Origin of the sequence: Streptomyces sp. NPDC101237, assembly GCF_044767465.1 — a bacterium.
Classification (GTDB): domain Bacteria; phylum Actinomycetota; class Actinomycetes; order Streptomycetales; family Streptomycetaceae; genus Streptomyces; species Streptomyces gramineus.
Genome location: NZ_JBIWNY010000017.1, coordinates 163,680 through 182,496, shown reverse-complemented (window position 1 = coordinate 182,496; position 18,817 = coordinate 163,680). Strand labels below are relative to the sequence as shown.

Annotated in this window: 13 protein-coding genes and 1 pseudogene; 1 reads left to right on the top strand and 13 read right to left on the bottom strand. The window is 72.4% G+C overall.

What is annotated here, in order from left to right; genetic code table 11:
* Positions 1 to 24: 24 nt before the first annotated feature.
* The 7 genes from ACIRQ9_RS25745 to ACIRQ9_RS25715 all read right to left on the bottom strand — a co-directional run bounded on the left by ACIRQ9_RS25745 (position 25) and on the right by ACIRQ9_RS25715 (position 9,408).
* The gene (locus ACIRQ9_RS25745; protein WP_404177968.1) at positions 25 to 1,185 is read right to left on the bottom strand and encodes a glycosyltransferase family 2 protein; all 1,161 of its coding nucleotides are present in this window, start codon (positions 1,183 to 1,185) and stop codon (positions 25 to 27) included.
* Positions 1,186 to 1,524: 339 nt separating this feature from the next.
* A complete protein-coding gene (locus tag ACIRQ9_RS25740) occupies positions 1,525 to 3,639 on the bottom strand; it encodes a hypothetical protein (RefSeq protein WP_404177896.1) in 2,115 nt (704 codons plus the stop codon).
* A 153-nt stretch (positions 3,640 to 3,792) separates the two neighbouring features.
* Positions 3,793 to 5,292 (bottom strand): D-ribitol-5-phosphate cytidylyltransferase, encoded by a 1,500-nt coding sequence (locus ACIRQ9_RS25735; protein WP_404177893.1) that lies wholly within the window; start codon positions 5,290 to 5,292, stop codon positions 3,793 to 3,795.
* A 370-nt stretch (positions 5,293 to 5,662) separates the two neighbouring features.
* The gene (locus ACIRQ9_RS25730; protein ID WP_404177890.1) at positions 5,663 to 5,956 is read right to left on the bottom strand and encodes a hypothetical protein; all 294 of its coding nucleotides are present in this window, start codon (positions 5,954 to 5,956) and stop codon (positions 5,663 to 5,665) included.
* 247 nt (positions 5,957 to 6,203) lie between these two features.
* On the bottom strand, positions 6,204 to 6,653 hold the full coding sequence (locus ACIRQ9_RS25725; RefSeq protein ID WP_404177887.1) for a hypothetical protein: 450 nt from the start codon (positions 6,651 to 6,653) through the stop codon (positions 6,204 to 6,206).
* A 21-nt stretch (positions 6,654 to 6,674) separates the two neighbouring features.
* Complete coding sequence (locus ACIRQ9_RS25720; protein ID WP_404177884.1) at positions 6,675 to 8,225, bottom strand: alkaline phosphatase D family protein; 1,551 nt, start codon at positions 8,223 to 8,225, stop codon at positions 6,675 to 6,677.
* Positions 8,226 to 8,496: 271 nt separating this feature from the next.
* Positions 8,497 to 9,408, bottom strand: coding sequence for a LysR family transcriptional regulator (locus tag ACIRQ9_RS25715; protein ID WP_404177965.1), 912 nt, complete (start codon positions 9,406 to 9,408; stop codon positions 8,497 to 8,499).
* Between the two features lie 172 nt (positions 9,409 to 9,580).
* Here ACIRQ9_RS25715 and ACIRQ9_RS25710 point away from each other — a divergent pair, with 172 nt between their 5' ends.
* On the top strand, positions 9,581 to 10,465 hold the full coding sequence (locus ACIRQ9_RS25710) for an NAD(P)H-binding protein (RefSeq protein ID WP_404177881.1): 885 nt from the start codon (positions 9,581 to 9,583) through the stop codon (positions 10,463 to 10,465).
* Positions 10,466 to 10,580: 115 nt separating this feature from the next.
* On the opposite strand, the gene obgE is transcribed toward ACIRQ9_RS25710, so the two are convergent.
* From obgE to ACIRQ9_RS25680, 6 genes and pseudogenes are all read right to left on the bottom strand, one after another.
* The gene (gene obgE, locus ACIRQ9_RS25705; RefSeq protein ID WP_404177878.1) at positions 10,581 to 12,023 is read right to left on the bottom strand and encodes a GTPase ObgE; all 1,443 of its coding nucleotides are present in this window, start codon (positions 12,021 to 12,023) and stop codon (positions 10,581 to 10,583) included.
* Between the two features lie 181 nt (positions 12,024 to 12,204).
* Positions 12,205 to 12,459, bottom strand: coding sequence for a 50S ribosomal protein L27 (gene rpmA, locus ACIRQ9_RS25700; protein ID WP_020940020.1), 255 nt, complete (start codon positions 12,457 to 12,459; stop codon positions 12,205 to 12,207).
* A 14-nt stretch (positions 12,460 to 12,473) separates the two neighbouring features.
* On the bottom strand, positions 12,474 to 12,794 hold the full coding sequence (rplU, locus tag ACIRQ9_RS25695; protein ID WP_030217740.1) for a 50S ribosomal protein L21: 321 nt from the start codon (positions 12,792 to 12,794) through the stop codon (positions 12,474 to 12,476).
* Between the two features lie 269 nt (positions 12,795 to 13,063).
* A complete protein-coding gene (locus ACIRQ9_RS25690) occupies positions 13,064 to 17,164 on the bottom strand; it encodes an Rne/Rng family ribonuclease (RefSeq protein WP_404177873.1) in 4,101 nt (1,366 codons plus the stop codon).
* A 278-nt stretch (positions 17,165 to 17,442) separates the two neighbouring features.
* Positions 17,443 to 18,207: a TIGR03936 family radical SAM-associated protein gene (locus tag ACIRQ9_RS25685; protein WP_404177870.1), complete on the bottom strand. Its 765-nt coding sequence runs from the start codon at positions 18,205 to 18,207 to the stop codon at positions 17,443 to 17,445.
* A gap of 108 nt (positions 18,208 to 18,315) precedes the next feature.
* Positions 18,316 to 18,817 (bottom strand): annotated as a pseudogene (locus ACIRQ9_RS25680) (hypothetical protein); the annotation flags it as partial.

Sequence of the window (18,817 nt, the reverse complement as noted above, 5' to 3'; positions counted from 1 at the left end):
TCCCGGCGGGCGCCGGGCGCGCGGTCAGGCCGCCGCGGCTTTGACCTGCCGGTTCGGCAGCGACCTGCGGAGCCTGCGCACGGCGCGCCGCAGGAAGGTGTTGGCGGCGTCCTCGCGGTAGCCCGCGACGGCGCGGGCCTCGCGGGGTTCGGCGAGGTAGATCCAGTCGGGGACGCCCGCCTTCTGGTCGCGGAAGTGCGGGTAGGTGAAGTAGACGCGGGTTCCGCGCTTCTCCAGGAGGGCCCCGGCCTGCTTCTTGGCGCGGACGAACTCGACGACGTCCAGGAGGAGGTCGGGGCGGCGGACGGCGACCAGGTGGAGTCTGAGCCGTTCGTGGACCCTGAGCCGGCGGGCGATCTCCGGATTCCAGTGGGCGTCCATCAGGGGCTTGGCCAGCTCCATCTTCTTCGCCCGTACGTCGTCGCCGTCCTTGAGGAACCTCGGGCCGAACTGCGGGAGCAGGGTGACCAGGAACGGCCGGACCATGAGGGTGTCGCGCCGCGGGCCGGCCGGCACCATGTCCGCGATCAGGTTCATGAGGGCGCGTGCCGAGTCGAAGCGGAGGATGTAGCTGCCGCCCTTGGTGACGTGTTTGCCGTCCTCGCGGCCGACGAGGTAGTAGCAGGGGTAGTCGGCGACCACGGAGACGCCGTCGGCGCGCAGGTAGGCCTCCATGGTGAACAGCGCGTCCTCGCCGGTCCACAGGGACTCGTCGAAACGCATGCCGTGCTGTTCGAGGAGTGCGCGGCGGAACAGTTTCTGCGCGCTGAGCGTGAACTTGATGTTGGACGAGAAGACGTCGGTCCGGTCGAGCGTTTTGCCCCACATGGACTGCGGGGGTTTGCGGTTGATTCCTTCGACCTTGCCGAGGACGACGTCCGTGTTGTTCTTGTCGGCCATGGCGACCATGCGCTCCAGGGCCTCGGGGCCGAGCCGGTCGTCGGCGTCCAGGAAGAACACGTAGCGGCCTGCGGCCTTGCCGAGGCCGACGTTGCGGGGGCCGCTGGGGCCGCCGGAGTTCTCCTGGCGGATGACCGTCACCGGCATGGCGGCGCGGGCCGCGAACTCCTGCAGGTACTCCCCCGTGCCGTCGGTCGACCCGTCGTCGACCGCGATGACCTCCATGCGTGCCGGGTCGAGGGTCTGGCCTTCCACGGAGGCCAGGCATTCGACGAGATACGGCATCGCTTCGTACGCCCCGATGATCACGGTCACATCAGGCTGCGCAACGACGGTCACGTTTCCCCCTAGTCAATGGTGCGTTCCCCCTGCGTCATCTGGATCGCAATGGTGTAGATGACCGGCGGAGGCAACCGGTTGCCTCGGGGCGCACTTGCAGTGGCACACGTCACGTGACAGGAAGCCTGCCGTGCGGTGTACAGCGGGTTGCTTCCGAGAGTACGGACGGCCGGTAAGAGCTGCTCATCGAAGACGACGAAGCATCGGTAAGAAACGACGCCGAGGGGGCGCGGTCCCGGAAAGATTCCGGGACCGCGCCCCCTCGGCGTCGGTGGCGAGCGGTCGTCAGCCGGTGGGGTTGCTCTCGGCTTCGCCCGCGGCCTTCACCGGGTCGCCGGGCAGTACCTCGGCGAGTTCGGCCGCCTCCGGGTCGCCTGCCGCGATCCGGGCCTCCTGGCCCAGGTTGCGGGCCTCGGCCTTGCGGGCGAGCGCGGCGAGGGCGGCGTTGAACTGCTCGATGGAGGTCGGCTCGTCCGGTCCCAGCAGGTACTGCTTGAGTTCGTCGCGCTCCAGGGCCAGCGGATCGGCCGAGGGATCGCGTACGGCGTCCAGCAGCGCGTCAAGTTCCTTGGCGCTGTTGGTGAGGATCACGGCCGCGCGCACGGCGGTGTTCGCCCGCTTGAACTCCTCCACGCCGACGTCGGCGGAGTCGGTGACGGCGTACGGCTTGCCGCTCGCGATGAAGTCGGAGACGACGCTGGAGATGTCGGAGACCATCGCGTCGGAGACGTTGAAGCAGTCGTACAGGCGCGGTTCGGCGCCGGTGACGACCCGGTGCTGGTGGTCGGGGAAGGAACGCCAGTGGGCGTCGTTCCACTCGGCGCGCAGCCGGGCGATCTCCTCATGCTTCTTGAGGTCGACGACGTCGTCACGGCTGGCCTCGGCCTCGTCGCGCTTCTCGCCGCCGGTGCCGGCCAGCTCGGCCAGGCGGGCCTCGATCCGTGTCAGGTCGGCCTGCGCGGCGGCCAGGGCGGTCGCGTCGGTGGTGAAGCGTGCGTCGGTGGCGCGCTGGGCGGCGGCCTTCTCCAGGAGGGCGGTGACGCGCCGGTGGGCGGCGCCTGCCTGGGCGCTGACGGTGCCGGTGAAGGGGTGCGGCTTGTAGAGAACGCGGACCGGCGGGTCGGCCTTGATCAGCTTCTTCACGATGTTCTCGCCGGCCAGCACGAGGGAGGTGTTGCCGGGGTTGCCGTCCCAGCCCTCCCAGGTGGGCGCGTACAGGACGGTGGGGCAGCGTCCCTCGGCGGGGGCGGCCGGCCGGCCCTGGATGGGGGCCAGCTGCGGGCGGCCGACCTCGACGATGTCGGCGTCGCGGACGCCGACGTCGGCGATGGCGTAGCGGTCGCGGCCCGCGCGGCCGGCGGTCCACACCTCGTCGTAGACCTTGCTGAACGGGTTGACGCTGGCCAGCTTGTCGCTGTCGCCGTGGCCGATGAAGACGTGCTTCATGGTGGGGACGCGCAGCAGGTGGATGTTCTTGCCGACGTTGGCCGCGTAGAGGGCGACGCGGACCGTGGCGAGGTCCAGGTTCATCAGGTGCACGCCGCCGGGCACGCAGATGACGGGGACGGTGGTGGGCGCCAGGTTCTGCAGGATGACGCGCTCGCGGAGCAGGACCAGCGGACGGGAGTCCAGCTGTTCCATGGTCTCCAGCCACATGTTGACCTGGTACGCGGAGTCCTTGGAGCCGGAGAAGTACAGGACGGTCTCGGGCTTGTACTGACCCAGCCAGTCGTCGACGGCGGCCAGCACGGTGTCGGCGTCCGGCGGGGTCTTGCGGCCGCGCACGTACGGCATCAGCACGAGGACGTACAGGCAGCCCAGCGCGAGGGTGACCCCGATGCCGGCGAATCCGGCGATCGCGTTGTCGGTCATCGCCGAGATCAGCAGGCCGACGACGGCCACGAGGTCGAGGTGGAGCATCTTCTCGGCGGAGCGGTCCAGCAGGCCCCGCGGCGGGGCGTCCGGGATGCGGATGCGGGACTTGAGGTCGACGTTGCGGGTGGCGACCGGCATCCGGCGGCGGTTGCGGATGAGCTGGACGAGCGCGCCGTGCGGTGCCTGGAGGCCGTAGGAGGCGATGAAGCAGGCGATCGCGCCGTAGAAGATCAGGTGGTTCGAGAGGTCCATCCGGGCCAGCAGCAGGATCAGCAGCAGCTGCCGGATCAGGAAGCGGATCGACAGACCGGCCCTGACCTTGCTCAGGCGGTTGACGAGATAGCTGCCCTTGCGGTGGAGGTAGTGGTCCGCCAGGTACGTGACGGCGGCCGCGGCCGCGAAGGCGTACACGCTCGGGACGAGCGCGGCGACCATGAGGACGGGGAAGCCCAGCATCATGAGTGCCGCCGCGGCCAGCTCGGCCGCGCTGCCCACCCGGGCGACGCGAATTGCGGTGGATATCACGGAGAACCTTTTGCTGACAAAAAGGCCGGAATTTGACCTTGCGGACGATCGGCGAGGTTGTCGATCGGGGATTCCTACGGTTCAGGCCCCTGTGAATGCTCCGCGAACGCGCAGCCACAGAGGCCTGAATTACAGCTGACTAAGGGACGCCGATTATGCCACGCCGTCCTGTCGGTCCAGGACACTGGCCAGCGCCTGCTCGAATCCGGAGGCCTGCCCGGCGGCGGCCGTCGGGTCCTGCTGGCGGACGTCGATGACATGGCCGGTGAGTTCCGACAGCAGCACGTCGAGGGAGGTGCGGGCGACGGCCTCGGAGGAGAGCAGCGTGCCCGACGGCTCCTGGCCGAACGCCTTGGTGCGCATCGGCGTGGCGGTGCGCTCGGGGTTGACGCAGTTGACGCGGATGTCGTCGCCGGCCCACTCGTCGGACAGGGCCTGGGTGAGGTTCACCATGGCGGCCTTGGTCGAGGAGTACAGGCTGTACTCGGCGCGGCCGCGGGTGTAGCTGCTGGAGGTGTAGAGCAGCAGCTGGCCCTTGGTCTCGGCGAGGTACTTGTAGCTGGAGCGGGCGATCTGCACCGGGGCCAGGTAGTTGACCTTCATCGCCTCTTCGATGGTGGCGTTGTCGGTCTCGGCGAGCTTGCCGATGCGCAGCACGCCCGCCGTGTTGACGACGTGGTCGATCCGGCCGGTCTCGGCGTACGCCTTGGAGAGCGCGTCGTCGACCTCCTCCGGGTTCTCCACGTGAGTGCCGGTGGTGGAGCGGCCCAGCGCGTAGACGTTCGCGCCGTAGGACTCGGCGAGTTCGGCGATGTCCTTGCCGATGCCGTACGAGCCGCCGAAGATCACCACGGTCTTGCCGGTGAGCAGCTCGCGGTAGGCGTCCTCGTCCTTCTGCTCGGGCGCGGCGGTGGAGCCGAGCTGGAACAGCTTGTCGGCGATGAAGACGTCGACGGGCTGGGTGACCTTCATGTTGTACTCGTCACCCGCGACGACGTGGATCGGGACGTCCGGCAGGTACTTGAGGACGACGGAGCAGTCGTCGGTGGCCTGGAAGTTGGGGTCGCCGGCGGCGACCTCGTAGGCCCGCTTGATCGTGGACAGCTTGAAGGCCTGCGGGGTCTGGCCGCGGCGCAGCCGGGAGCGGTCCGGGATCTCGGTGATGAACTCGCCGTCCTGGCCGTGCGTGCGCGTGACGATGATGGTGTCGGCGGACGGGATGGCGACGTCCACGGCCTCGTAGCGCTCCAGCGCGGTGACGCAGTCGTCGATGACGCGGCGCGACAGCAGGGGGCGTACGGCGTCGTGGAAGAGGACGTTGAGGTCCTCGCCCTCGGCGAGGCCCTCGCCGAGGGCGGCGATGGCGCGCTCGGTGGTCTCGTTCCGTGTGGTGCCGCCCTCGATGATCTTCTTGACCTTGGTGAACCCGGCCTTGGCGACGATCTTCTCGACGTCCGGAACGTAGCCCGGGGCCATCAGGACGATGATGTCGTCGATCGAGTCGGTGTTCTCGAAGGTGGTCAGGGTGTGCTCGATGACTGCCTTGCCGGCGATCTTCAGCAACTGCTTGGGGATCGACAGACCCACCCGCTGGCCGGTGCCACCGGCCAGGATCACTGCGGTGGTTCGGGGCTTGGCTATGTGCTGGGACACAGGTGACCTACCTTGGGGCATCAGGGAACTCGGAAATGGTCCCACTTCGAGTAACCGGTGTGCAAGGTGAGCGCCGCCCGCCGCATATGTGCCCGCAACCTTTCATTCACCTGGCTGCCCTGGTGACGGCCATCGCCTCGCGGCCGTCCGGGGACGTTCCGTGAATTTGCTGTGAGTAACTGCACAAGGCATTCTGATTGCTGTGCGTGACGTGTGGCACGTCTCAGTCACACTAAGACGTGCCTCGCGGATGCCTTAGCGCGGCTAAGACGTGCTTTGCGGGGCGGCCCGGCGCGCCCGAGACCGTCCCGGCCTGCCCCGGCCCCTCCGGGCACAGGACCGTTTCAGTGTCGTCGCAGCTTCTTCGTCGTCACAGCTTCTTCAGACATCGGTGGCCCAGGACCCGCAGGAGGTCCTTCGACGACGTCTGGGGCACCGTGCGCGCTTTCGCCTCGGCCCTGTGGCGCACCGGCACCGCGGCGGCCGCGGCGAGTGCGCCGTACAGGGCTTGGGCGGCGACCTCCGGTGCGATGCGGGTCTCGGCGGGGGCCGGGCCGGGCTGCCGGGGTATGGCGGAGAGCAGGGACGGGTCGCCGATGACGCGGACGCCCGTGGCGTCGATGTGCCGCGCCATCTCGGCGCCGATGCGGCCGGCGGCCTCCACGGCCCGGTCGGGGGGGGAGAGATCTTCGTTTCGTCGGCGGCGGGGCCGCACGTGTTCTTCATATGCATGACGGCGCCGTTGCGGACGAGCCGGGAATAGAGCTCGTCGGGCAGCCCATGGCCGCGGAATTCCACGTTGAGCCTGCGCGGCATTTCGGTCTCGGCGAGGGTCAGGGAGCGGTTCGCCGTGTCCGGGACGGGCTGCAGGAGGTATTCGGGCAGCCCGAGCAGTGCTTCGAAGGTGCGCATCAGGGCATCGCGGTCGCGGTCGTCGACCACGACGACGGTGAGCCGACCGCGCGGCCCCAGCGTTCGACGAGACGGTCGTGCCGGTGCCGGTGCCGGCGCCAGAAGCTGAGGGTGGGCTTCTCGTAGGGGGCTTGGCGCAGCATGTGGTGCAGCCATTCCTCGTACCCCGTGCGCAGCCCGTTCCGCACGTACTGCTGCCACTGCGAGGACGCGATCCGGGCGAGCGGGCGCAGAGTGACGAGGCCGTGGACGCGGTCGCCACCGAGCTGTTCGACGATCCGGGCGACCGTCTCGTCGTCGGCGGCGTCGGCGACGAACTCGCTACTGATCACGGAGGTCCGGGATCCGGTGGCCTCCACCTGCTCGAGCAGGAGGGTCCAGTGCTTCTCGGTGGGCGCGGCGTCACCCGTCACCGCGGGGCGGGCGCAGGCGGCGGGGACGGCCTCCACGGGGTGCCGGGCGTCTGCCGTTCAGACCACTCGGACGCCCGGTTCGTCCGCCTCGACGCGCAGGGTCGCGAGGGTGCCGGCGGTCGCCTGCGGGCGGACGACGGTGTCGACGACCCGCACGCGCGCGTCGATGCCGTCGCGGCGGATGTCGAAGAGGTGGTAGCCGCGGTGGGCGTCGATGACCTTCCAGTGCGGGTTGTCGGGCTTGAGCGGGTCGAACTGGGCGTGGAAGGCGGCCTGGTCCTGGTCGCCGTTGCTGGAGATGGAGGTGCCGACGAACTCGGCGCCGACGACGTCCGAGGACGGGTCGGCGAAGTCCTTCTTCAGGTCGCTGATCATCGTGAGGTGCCGGTCGCCGCTGAGCACGACGGGGTTGCGGACCGAGGCGAACTCGTCCAGGAGAGCGTTGCGTTCGACCTGGTAGCCGTCCCAGGCGTCGTAGTACCAGAGTTTTCCCTCGCCGGGCAGGATGTCGGTCTCGGCCATCATGATCTGCGAGGCGACGAGGTTCCAGCGGGCCGGTGAGCGGTGCAGCCCGTCGAGGAGCCACTGCTTCTGCGCGGCGCCGAGCATGGTGAGGGAGGGGTCCTCGGCGGCCGCCTGGCTGGTGACCTGGTCGCTGCGGAACTGCCGGGTGTCGAGCACGTTGAGCCGGGCGAGGCGGCCGAACTCCAGGCGGCGGTACATCTGGATGTGCGGGCCGTCGGGGATCGCGGTGGCGCGGACCGGCATGTGCTCGTAGTAGGCCTGGAAGGCGGCGGTCAGCCGGGCGACGAACGCGTCGTGGGACTGCTTGTCGGGGTCCTGCGGGACCTGCCCGGCCCAGTCGTTGTCGACCTCGTGGTCGTCGAAGGTGACCACCCAGGGCGCGTTCGCGTGCATCGCGGCGAGGTCGGGGTCGCTGCGGTACTGGGCGTAGCGGTTGCGGTACTGCGTCAGGGTGTACGGCTCTCCGGTGCCCTCGTGGCGGCGCGGGCCGGCCGAGGACGGGGTGGACTCGTAGATGTAGTCGCCGACGAAGAGGACGACGTCGGGGTCCTGGGCGAGCATGTCGGCGTACGGGGTGAAGTAGCCGTGCTGCCAGTTCTGGCAGGAGGCCAGGGCCAGGCGCAGGGAGCCGCTCCCGGCGTGCGGGTGGGGTGCGGTGCGGGTGCGGCCGGTCGGGGAGATCCGGCCGCCGGCGCGGAAGCGGTACCAGTAGGCGCGGCCGGGGCGCAGGCCTCGTACGTCCACGTGGACGCTGTGCCCGTACTCGGGCCGGGCGTGGGCGGTGCCCCGGCGGACGGGCTTGCGGAACCGCTCGTCCTCGGCGATCTCCCAGGCGACGGGGACGACGGTGTCGGGCATGCCGCCGCCGTTCAGGGGGTCGGGGGCGAGTCGGGTCCAGAGCACGATGCCGTCGGGCAGCGGGTCGCCGGAGGCGACGCCGAGGCCGAACACGCCGTCGGGCAGCGGGGTCTCGGCCGCCTGGGCGGAGGCGGGGAGCCAGAGCTGGGCGGACGCGGCGGCGGTGAGGACGGCGGCGCCGGTGGTCAGAAAGCGGCGTCGGTCGGGCGACGGTGCTCCGGTCATGCGCGGACTCCCTTGCCACAGTGGCCTCTTGGACGGTCTGGCCTTCGGAAGCTCCCACGGGCCGACGGTCCGCGCCCTGAACGAGGAGCTTCGTGCGCATGACAACCAGGCGGACAACGGGCGCCCGGCCGCCAGAGGGCCGGACCGGTGGAGCGGCCCGGCGGACCACACCGCTGGACCCGGCCGGTGTGGTCATCCGCCGGAGCCGGCCGATCGAGCGCACGGCGCCGACGTCCCCCTGCCCCCGGCTCCCCGGCTCCCCGGCTCCCCGTCAGCCCGCCGCCGGTTCGGTGGCGGCCGCCGCTGTGACCGCCGCCGCCAGCCGGTCGCGGAACCAGCGGTGGCCCGGGTCGGCCGAGTTGCGTGGGTGCCAGGCCATGCCGAACTCGACGGGGTCGAGGGCGAGCGGTATCGGGAAGGTGCGCAGGCCCAGTGCGTCGATGGTGTCGTCGAGCCAGTCGGCGACGGTGAGGGCGACGAGGTCGGTGGTGCGGGCGAGCAGCATGGCGCTGGTGTGGCTGGGGACGACGACGGCGATACGGCGCCGGAGGCCGAGTCCGTCGAGGGCGCGGTCGATGGGGCCGAGGCGTCTGCCGTGCCGGGAGATGCCGATGTGTCCGGCGGCGGCGAACCGGCGGGCGGTGATCCGTCCCTCCAGGAGCGGGTGTCCGGCGCGGGCGACGCCGACCAGGGTCTTGCGGGCGAGCCGGCGGGTGCGGATCTCGGGGTCCAGGCGGCCCAGGACGCCCAGTTCGACGTCGACCTGGCCCTGTCGCAGCGCGGGCCCGCCCTCCAGCGCCTCGGGCACGAAGACGACGTCCACGTGCGGGGCCTCGGCGTGGACGTGGTCGGTGAGGGTGCCGGCCAGGCCGACGAGGAGCAGTTCGGTGCTCTGCACGGTGAAGGCGCGTTGCAGGTGGACGGGGTCGAAGCCGGCGCCGGGCCGCAGGACGTCGTCGCAGCCGCGCAGCAACTCGGCCACCTGGTCGCGGAGTTCGAGGGCGCGCGGGGTGGGGACCAGGCCCTGGCCCGCGCGCACAAGGAGCGGGTCGCCGACGGCCCGGCGGAGGCGGGCGAGGGTGCGGCTGACCGCCGCGGGCGAGGTGCCGAGCCGTTCGGCGGCCAGCGTCACGCTGTTGTCCTGGAGCAGGGCGTCCAGGACGCGCAGCAGGTTGAGATCGATCAACATGACCCTTCTGAGCTGCGTTTTTACGGTTCCGGCAAGGATTGGCTGCCTATCTTTGCATGGCTGTGCGGGCGGTGCGCGGCGAAGAGTGGTCCTCGCCGGCGGGAGCGGGGGCGGCGGACCGGCCCCGTGGGGATCGCCGCGTTCCACGACCACGAAGGGCACGCCCGTGTACGTCATCACCGCACCCACCAGCACCATCGGCCGTCTGGTCGTCGACGGCCTGCTCGATCGCGGCGAGCGGCCGCGTCTGGTCACCCGGGACGCCTCGCGGCTCGCTCCCGGGGTCCGGGCGCGGGCCGAGGTGGTCGAGGGTTCGCACGGGGAGGAGAGCGTGATCGACCGGGCCTGCGCGGACGCCGAGGCCGTCTTCTGGCTGGCGCCCGACGACCCGGCCGCGCCGACCGCCGACGCCGCCTATGTCGACTTCACCCGTCCCGCGGCGCGGGCGTTCGCCCGGCACGGTGTCCGGCGCGTCGTCGCCGTCACGGCGCTGGGCCGTGGCACGCGGCTCGCGGAGCACGCGGGGGCGGTGACGTCGTCGCGGGCGATGTGCGAGCTGATCGCCGCGTCGGGGGTGAACTTCCGGGCGGTGGCGTGCCCGTCGTTCATGCACAACCTGCTCAACCACGTCGGGTCGATCAGGGAGCAGGGCTGTTTCGCGATGATGGCCGACCCGGAGCTGCGGACGCCGCTGGTGGCCGCCCGGGACATCGCCTCGACCGCCGTGGGGCTGCTGCTGGACGGCACCTGGACGCGGTCCGGGGAGGTCGCCTGCCTCGGCCCCGAGGACCTGTCGCCGAACGACATGGCCAGGATCGTCTCCGAGGTGCTCGGCACCGAGGTCGGCTACCGGCGGATCACCGGCGAGGCGTTCCGGGAGCGCATGACCGGTTTCGGGATGACCGAGGGGATGGCCCGGGGGCTGGCCGACATGTTCGAGGCGAAGAACAGGGGGCTGGACAACGCCGAGCCGCGCACGGCGCAGTCGACGACGCCGACGTCGTTCCGCTCGTGGTGCGAGGAGGTCCTCAAGCCCGCCGTGACGGGGTGAACGCCCCGCCGTGACGGGCTGAGCGTCCGCCGGGAGTGACCGAAAGGCCGCCGTGACGCGCGGAGCGCCCGGGGCCGGTCGGCCCCGGGCGCTCCGCGCTCGTCTCCCGCTGTCGTCACTCCTCGAACGGGTCAAAGTCTCCGTACTCGCGCAGTGACTCGTCGCGTTCCGCCTGGCGGTCGCGGCGGCGCTGCACGGCGGGACGCTGTTCCTCGAAGCGGTGGTCCTCGCCGCGGCGGCCGAGCATCTCGGCGCCGGCCATCACGGACGGCTCCCAGTCGAAGACGACGGCGTTCTCCTCGGGGCCGATGGCGACGCCGTCGCCGGAGCGGGCGCCCGCCTTCATCAACTCCTGCTCCACACCGAGGCGGTTGAGGCGGTCGGCGAGGTAGCCGACGGCTTCGTCGTTGGTGAAGTCGGTCTGCCGGATCCAGCGTTCGGGCTTCTCGCCGCGCACCCGGAAGAGGCCGTCCTCCTCCTGGGTGACGGTGAAACCGGCGTCGTCGACGGCCTTGGGCCGGATGACGATCCGGGTCGCCTCTTCCTTCGGCTTGGCGGCGCGGGCCTGGGCGACCAGGTCGGCGAGCGCGAAGGTCAGTTCGCGCAGGCCGAGGTGGGCGACCGCCGACACCTCGAAGACGCGGTAGCCGCGGGCCTCGAGGTCGGGGCGGACCATGTCGGCGAGGTCCTTGCCGTCGGGGATGTCGGTCTTGTTGAGGACGACGATCCGGGGGCGGTCGTCGAGGCCGCCGTACTGCTTGAGCTCTTCCTCGATGACGTCGAGGTCGGAGAGCGGGTCGCGCTCGGACTCCAGGGTGGCGGTGTCCAGGACGTGCACGAGGACGCTGCACCGCTCGACGTGGCGCAGGAACTCCAGGCCGAGGCCGCGGCCCTGGCTGGCGCCGGGGATGAGTCCGGGGACGTCGGCGATGGTGTAGACGGTGGAACCGGCGGTGACCACACCGAGGTTGGGGACCAGGGTGGTGAACGGGTAGTCGGCGATCTTCGGCTTGGCGGCCGACAGCACGGAGATCAGCGAGGACTTGCCTGCGCTCGGGTAGCCGACCAGGGCGACGTCGGCGACGGTCTTCAGCTCCAGGACGACGTCCTGGAGGTCGCCGGGCACGCCGAGCAGGGCGAAGCCGGGGGCCTTGCGGCGGGCGCTGGCGAGGGCCGCGTTGCCGAGGCCGCCGCGGCCGCCCTGTGCGGCGACGTAGGAGGTGCCGTGGCCGACGAGGTCGGCGAGGACGTTGCCGTTCTTGTCGAGCACCACGGTGCCGTCGGGCACGGGCAGGACCAGGTCCTGGCCGTCCTTGCCCGCACGGTTGCCGCCTTCGCCGGGCTTGCCGTTGGTGGCCTTGCGGTGCGGGGAGTGGTGGTAGTCCAGGAGGGTCGTCACGGACTGGTCGACGGTCAGGACGACGTCGCCGCCGCGGCCGCCGTTGCCGCCGTCGGGGCCGCCGAGCGGCTTGAACTTCTCCCGGTGTACGGAGGCACAGCCGTGGCCTCCGTTACCCGCGGCGACGTGCAGCTCGACGCGGTCCACGAAGGTGGTCATGGTGGTGTGCCTCCTGGGGATACCCCCGGCGAGGGCCGGGGGGAGTACGGGGTGTTGCCTATGTCAACACGCGAAAGGCGGACCCGCCTTCCCGACCGGGAAGTGAGGTCCGCCTCGCGGTGCGTTCGGTCCGGGCCCTCCCGCGGGAGGGCTCGGTGCCGTCCGGTCAGAAGACCAGGACTCAGGCGACCGGAACGATGTTCACGACCTTGCGGCCACGGTGGGTACCGAACTCCACCGCGCCGGGCTGCAGCGCGAACAGCGTGTCGTCGCCGCCACGGCCGACGCCGGCGCCGGGGTGGAAGTGGGTGCCGCGCTGACGGACCAGGATCTCGCCCGCGTTGACGACCTGACCGCCGAAGCGCTTCACGCCGAGGCGCTGAGCGTTGGAGTCACGACCGTTACGGGTGGACGATGCGCCCTTCTTGTGTGCCATCTCTCCTCAGTCCCTTACTTCGCAGCCGCGGGGATCTCAGTGACCTTGATCGCCGTGTACTGCTGGCGGTGGCCCTGACGACGACGGTAACCGGTCTTGTTCTTGTAGCGCAGAATGTCGATCTTCTGGCCCTTGTGGTGGTCCACGACCTCGGCCTGGACCTTGATGCCGGCCAGCACCCACGGGTCGCTGGTCACGGCCTCGCCGTCGACAACGAGCAGGGTCGAGAGCTCGACCGTGTCGCCAACCTTGGCAGTGGAAATCTTGTCAACCTCAACGATGTCGCCGACAGCAACCTTGTGCTGGCGGCCACCGCTGCGCACGATGGCGTACACGCGGATCTCACTCTCTCGCTCGGGGAACGGCACCCCCGCAGTCCAGCCGTCCGGCAGGCGGACGGCCTCTCCGGAACACCGTGTGCTCCGGAGGAAGAGGTTTACGGGGATGTGGCGCGTCCTCATATTCACGGACACGCCGACGGTCAAGGTTACGGGGCGGTGGCCGAGGGGGTCAAACCGGGCCCCGTCAGATGTGGGGCCGATCACTCGGAACGGGTCCCACGGGGTACGGGACCGGTCGCGCGGACCGGTCCCGTATCCGGGTGTCAGGCCTCGTCGGAGGCGGCGGCGACCGTGGTGGTCTTCTTCGCCGTCGACTTGGCGGCGGCGGTCTTGGCGGTCTTGGCCGCCTTCTTCGCCGTCGTCTTGGCCGTCGTCTTCTTGGCCGCGGTCTTCTTGGCGGCCGTCTTCTTGGCCGCCGTCTTCTTCGCGGCGGTCTTCTTCGCGGCCGTCTTGCGGGCCGTCTTCTTGGCCGGAGCGGCCTCCTCGACGTCCTCGGCGGCCTCGGTGGCGGCGTCGGCGGCGTCGGCGGCCTCCGTCGCCGGGACGACCACGACGGCCGCCTCCTCCGACGCGGTCGGCGCGGTGGCCTTGCGGACCGCGCGGCGGCGCGGGCGGGCCGGTGCGACGCTCTCGGCGGCCGCGGCCGCCTCGGGCTCCGCGGCCGCCTCGGGCTCCGCGGCCGTCTCCGCCGCCGGCTCGGCGACCGCCTCGGCCGCCGGGGCGGACTCGGCGACGACGGTCACCACGGCCGTCTCGGCACCGGCCGGGGAGCCGGCGGGCGCCGACACCTTCCGGGTGGCCCGGCGACGGGTACGGCCCTTGGGCGCGGCCTCGTCGGCGGCCGGGGTCTGCGGCGCCTCGGGGGCCTGGACGACCGGGTCCTCCACGGCGACCGGCTCGGCGTGCGCCTCGGCGGCCGGTTCCGGCACCACCTCGTGCTCGGCGCGGGCGGCCGGCGTCTCGGCGTCCGCGCCGCGTCCGCGTCCCGCGCGCTCCCTGGGCGCGCCGGCCGGAGCCGAGGCCCGGCGGCTCGCCCGGCGGCGGCCGCGACCACGTCCGGCCGCGGCCTCCGCCTCGGCGACGCTGCTGTACAGCTCCTCGTCGGGTGCGAAGTCCGGGGCGGGCAGCGCGACGGGGGCGGCGGCCTCGGCCGCGACCTCCGCCGCCGTCTCGGCCGCCTGGACGGCCTCGGCGTGCTCGACGGCGCCGTCGGTGGCGGACGTGTGGGTCCCGTGCAGGTCGTGGTCGTGGTCGTGCTCGTGTCCGTCGCCGCCGCGGCCGCGCTTCTTGCGCTTGCCGCCGCCACCGCCGCCGGAGCTCGGCTGCTCCATGTGGACGATGACGCCGCGGCCGTTGCAGTGCACGCAGGTCTCGGAGAACGACTCCAGCAGGCCCTGTCCGACCCGCTTGCGGGTCATCTGGACGAGCCCCAGCGAGGTCACCTCGGCCACCTGGTGCTTCGTGCGGTCCCGCCCGAGGCATTCGAGCAGGCGGCGCAGGACCAGGTCCCGGTTGGACTCCAGGACCATGTCGATGAAGTCGATGACGATGATGCCGCCGAGGTCGCGCAGCCGCAGCTGGCGGACGATCTCCTCGGCCGCCTCCAGGTTGTTCCTGGTGACCGTCTCCTCCAGGTTGCCGCCCTGGCCGGTGAACTTGCCGGTGTTGACGTCGACGACGACCATCGCCTCGGTCCGGTCGATGACCAGCGAACCGCCGCTGGGCAGCCAGACCTTGCGGTCCAGGGCCTTGGCGAGCTGCTCGTCGATCCGGTAGGTGGCGAAGACGTCGACCTCGGAGGTCCACCTGGACAGCCGGCCTGCGAGGTCGGGGGCGACGTGCGCGACGTAGCCGTGCACGGTCTCCCAGGCGTCCTCGCCGCTGACGACGACCTTGGAGAAGTCCTCGTTGAAGATGTCGCGGACGACCCGGACGGTCATGTCGGGCTCGCCGTACAGCAGCGCCGGGGCGTTGCCGTTCTTCGACTTCTTCTGGATCTCCTCCCACTGCGCCTGGAGGCGTTCGACGTCGCGGCGCAGCTCGTCCTCGCTGGCGCCCTCGGCGGCGGTGCGCACGATGACGCCCGCGTCCTCGGGGACGATCTTCTTGAGGATGGTCTTCAGCCGGGCCCGCTCGGTGTCGGGGAGCTTGCGGCTGATGCCGGTCATCGAGCCCTCGGGCACGTACACGAGGTAGCGGCCCGGCAGGGAGACCTGGCTGGTCAGGCGGGCGCCCTTGTGGCCGATGGGGTCCTTGGTGACCTGGACGAGCACGGACTGGCCGGACTTGAGGGCGGCCTCGATGCGGCGCGGCCCGTTGGCCATGCCGAGCGCCTCGAAGTTGACCTCGCCGGCGTACAGGACGGCGTTGCGGCCCTTGCCGATGTCGATGAAGGCGGCCTCCATCGAGGGCAGCACGTTCTGGACCTTGCCCAGGTAGACGTTGCCGACGTAGGAGGTGGCCTGCTCCTTGTTGACGTAGTGCTCGACGAGCACGCCGTCCTCCAGGACGCCGATCTGGGTGCGGTCGCCGTGCTGGCGGACGACCATCACGCGCTCGACGGCCTCGCGGCGGGCCAGGAACTCGGCCTCGGTGATGATCGGGACGCGGCGGCGGCCCTGCTCGCGGCCTTCGCGGCGGCGCTGCTTCTTGGCCTCCAGACGCGTGGAGCCCTTGATGGACTGCACCTCGTCGGACGGCTCGGACGGCTTGCGGGGCTCGCGGACCTTGACGACCGTGCGCTCCGGGTCGTTCTCGCCGGGCTCGCCGTCGGTGGAGGAGTCCCCGGCGCGGCGCCTGCGGCGACGGCGGCGGCGGCTGGAGGAGGAGCCGGTGGCCTCGTCGTGGGCCTCCTCGTCGTCCTCTTCCTCCTGGTCGGCGGTGTCGGTGGCGTCCTCGGCGTCCTCGTCGGCGTGCTCGGCGGCGATCTCGTCGCCGTCGCCGCCCTCGCCGTCACCGGCGTCACCACGGCGGCGACGGCGGCCTCCGCGGCGGCGACGGCGGCGGGACCCGGCCTCCTCGGTGTCGTCGTCACCGTCGGCGGCGTCCTCGGGCTCCTCGGCGGACTCCTCGGGCTCCTCGGTCTCGTCCTCGGCGGCGGGCCGGGCGGCCGGGGCGTCGTCGGCGGCACCGCGGCGACGGCGACGGCGACGCGACCCGCTCTCGGCCTGCTCGGCCTGCTCGGCCTGTCCGGCCGGCTCCGGGCGGTAGGGGGCGAGTTCCTCGGGCTCCTCGGTGCCCGCGGCGACGGCGGCCGCCTCGGCGGCGGCCCGCTCCGGGGTCTGGAACTTCGGCTCGGTGAACACGGGCGCCTGGAACACGGCCACGGCGGGCCGGGCGGGGCGGCGCTGCGCGTCGTCCTCGGCGGAGGCGGCGGCGGGCTCGGAGAACCCGACGGCGGCCTGCCGGACGACCCGGCGGCGGCGCCGCGGGGACTCGGTCTGCGGCTCCTCGGCGGCGGGCGCCTCGGTGGCGGACGTGACGGCCGGGGCCTGGACGGCCGGCTGCGGGGCGGCGGCCTCCGCGGGGGCCTCGGGCGCTCCTGCGGGCGCGGTGACCTTGCGGGTGGCGCGGCGCCGGCTGCGGGGCGCGGGCGTGGTGGGCTCGGCCTCGGGAGCGGGGGCGTCCGCGGCGGTGCCGCCGGCCTCGGCGGCGGGCTCCTGGACGGCCTCGGCGGTGTCGGCGGCCGCGGGTGCGGTGTCGGCGGCGGTCTCGGCCGCGGCCGGGGCGTCGGCGGGCGCGGAGGCGCGGCGGGTCGCCCGGCGGCGGGTGCGCGGGGCGGGCACGGTCTCCTCGACGGCCGCAGTGGTCTCGGCTGCCTCGGCGGTCTCGTCCGCCTCGACTGCCTCTGCCTCAGGGGCCGCGGACGCGGCGGGTGCCTCGACGGCCGCTTCACTCACGGCGGTGTCGGCCTCGGCCGTCTCGGCGGGGGTGGTGACGCGGCGTGTGGCACGCCGGCGGGTCCGGCGCGGCGCGGCCTCCTCGTCGCTCTGCACGGCGGTCTCGGCGGGCTCGGTGGCGGCCGTGGCCGCGGGCACGACGGTCTCGGCCGTCTCGACGGCCTCGGCTCCCGTCGGGGCGCCCGCGGGCGCGGAGGCGCGGCGGGTGGCCCGGCGGCGGGTGCGCGGGGCGGCCTCGGCGGCCTCGGCGGTCTCGTCCGCCTCGGCCGTCACGGTCGCGGCCCGGGTCTTCGGCGTCTCCTCGCCGGGCTCGGCGGAGAGCGGCTCGGTGGTCTCGGCCACGGCCTCGGCCCCGGCGGGCGGTCCCGCGGGGCGGGAAGCCGCACGGCGACGCCTGCGCGGGGGCAGGGTGTCGCTGGGGGTGTTCTGTTCGGAGCCCTCGATGGGCTCGGTCGGTTCGAGCATGCGGGCGGTTCTCCCGTCAGGCTCCCGGGCGCCGCGCCTGATCCGGCGTCGTTCGGTTCGAGCGACCGCCGGTGACGTCCGCGGCTCGCGCGTTGCGCGGTGCCGCCGTGTGGGGCGCGGGCGCCGCACAGGAGCTCTCTGTGTCCTGTCTCGCCGGTTCCGTACGCCTTGTCGCGGACGGCCTGGCGAAAGTCTTCTGGTCGGTGCGCTGCCCGACCCAGGTGGCTCCCGAGTACGAGGGCGGCGCGTTACGACGTACGTCCTTCGCGGGACCTTCCCTACACCGGCGCCGTCGCGGTGGCAGCGGGTTCGGCCTTCGAGAGGGCCTCCACTGCCTCGCGGTCGGGCGCGAGCGGGTCGGTCACCGTGCCGGTCTCTTCATCGAGCAGCCCCTGCGCCAGCCTGGTCACCGCTGCGGGGACCGGCGGCGCCAGGTCGGCCACGGCGCGGAGACCGGACAGGACGTCGTCGGGTCGTACGGCAGGCGTCACGTGCCGAACAACCAGCCGCAGTATCGCACAGGCCTGGTCGCTCGGCCTATCAGCCGTTTCCTCGTGCGTTTCAAGACGTACGACGGCGGGGCGCGCGTCGAAGGTCCGGACGCCGTTCTTGGTCATGCGCTGCACGTCCACGGCGTCGGCCGCGTTGAACGCGGCGACGGCCGCCGTGGCCAGGGCCGGGTCCAGGCCGGCCAGCCGCATCTCCCAGACGGAGGCGGTGAGCCGGTCGGCGAGGCCCGAGGTGCGGGCCTCGACCGCGTCGACGATGTCCAGCCCGGCGGGCAGGGACTCGTCGAGGAGGACGCGCAGCCGCTCCGGGTCGCGGACCGCGGTGAGCGCGATCTCCAGGTACTCGGCCTCGCTGCCGGTGCCGGTGGGTGCGGCATTGGCGTACGACACCTTCGGGTGCGGGGTGAACCCCGCCGAGTAGGCCATGGGCACCTCGGCGCGGCGCAGCGCCCGCTCGAAGGCGCGCTGGAAGTCACGGTGGCTGGTGAACCGGAGGCGGCCGCGCTTGGTGTAGCGCAGTCGGATGCGCTGCACCGCCGGTGCGGGCGGCGGGCCTTCGGGCTGTCGCTTGCCCAGTGTCGTCAGTCCTTCGTGGTTCTCGTGGGGGCGGCACCGCCGCGGGGGCCGTGCTGCCGTGTCCTGCTATCCCTCAAGAGTACGTGTGTCGCGGCCCACGGGTTCCCGGCGGTCCGCGGCGGCCGGGAGGGACGGTTCGCCGAACAGGGCGCGGCGCAGGTCGGCGCGGGCCTGCCGGACGGCGCGGCCGACGGCCCGCGCGACCTGGGCGGCGGGGCTCAGCACGTGGTCGCGCACGACGTGTCCGAGCGGGGTGAGGACGGTCCGGTAGAGGAAGCGGGCGGGTGCCAGCAGGATCCACCGCACGAGGGTCCCCAGGATCCGTCCGAGGGCGCGCACGACGTGTCCGGCGGCCCGCCAGGCGAGTCCGAGGGCGTCCAAAACCTCGGCGAGGACGACGCCCAGGACGCGGCCGGCCGGGGCGAGGACCCAGCGCCACAGGGCGGCGGCGGGCAGCACGACGAGGACGCGGGCGGTCCAGTACAGGGCGGTGGCGAGCTGCCCGGCCAGCCAGGCGACGGCTCGGGCGACGGACCTGAGGAGCCGGAGCACCGAGTGGCCGAGCGGG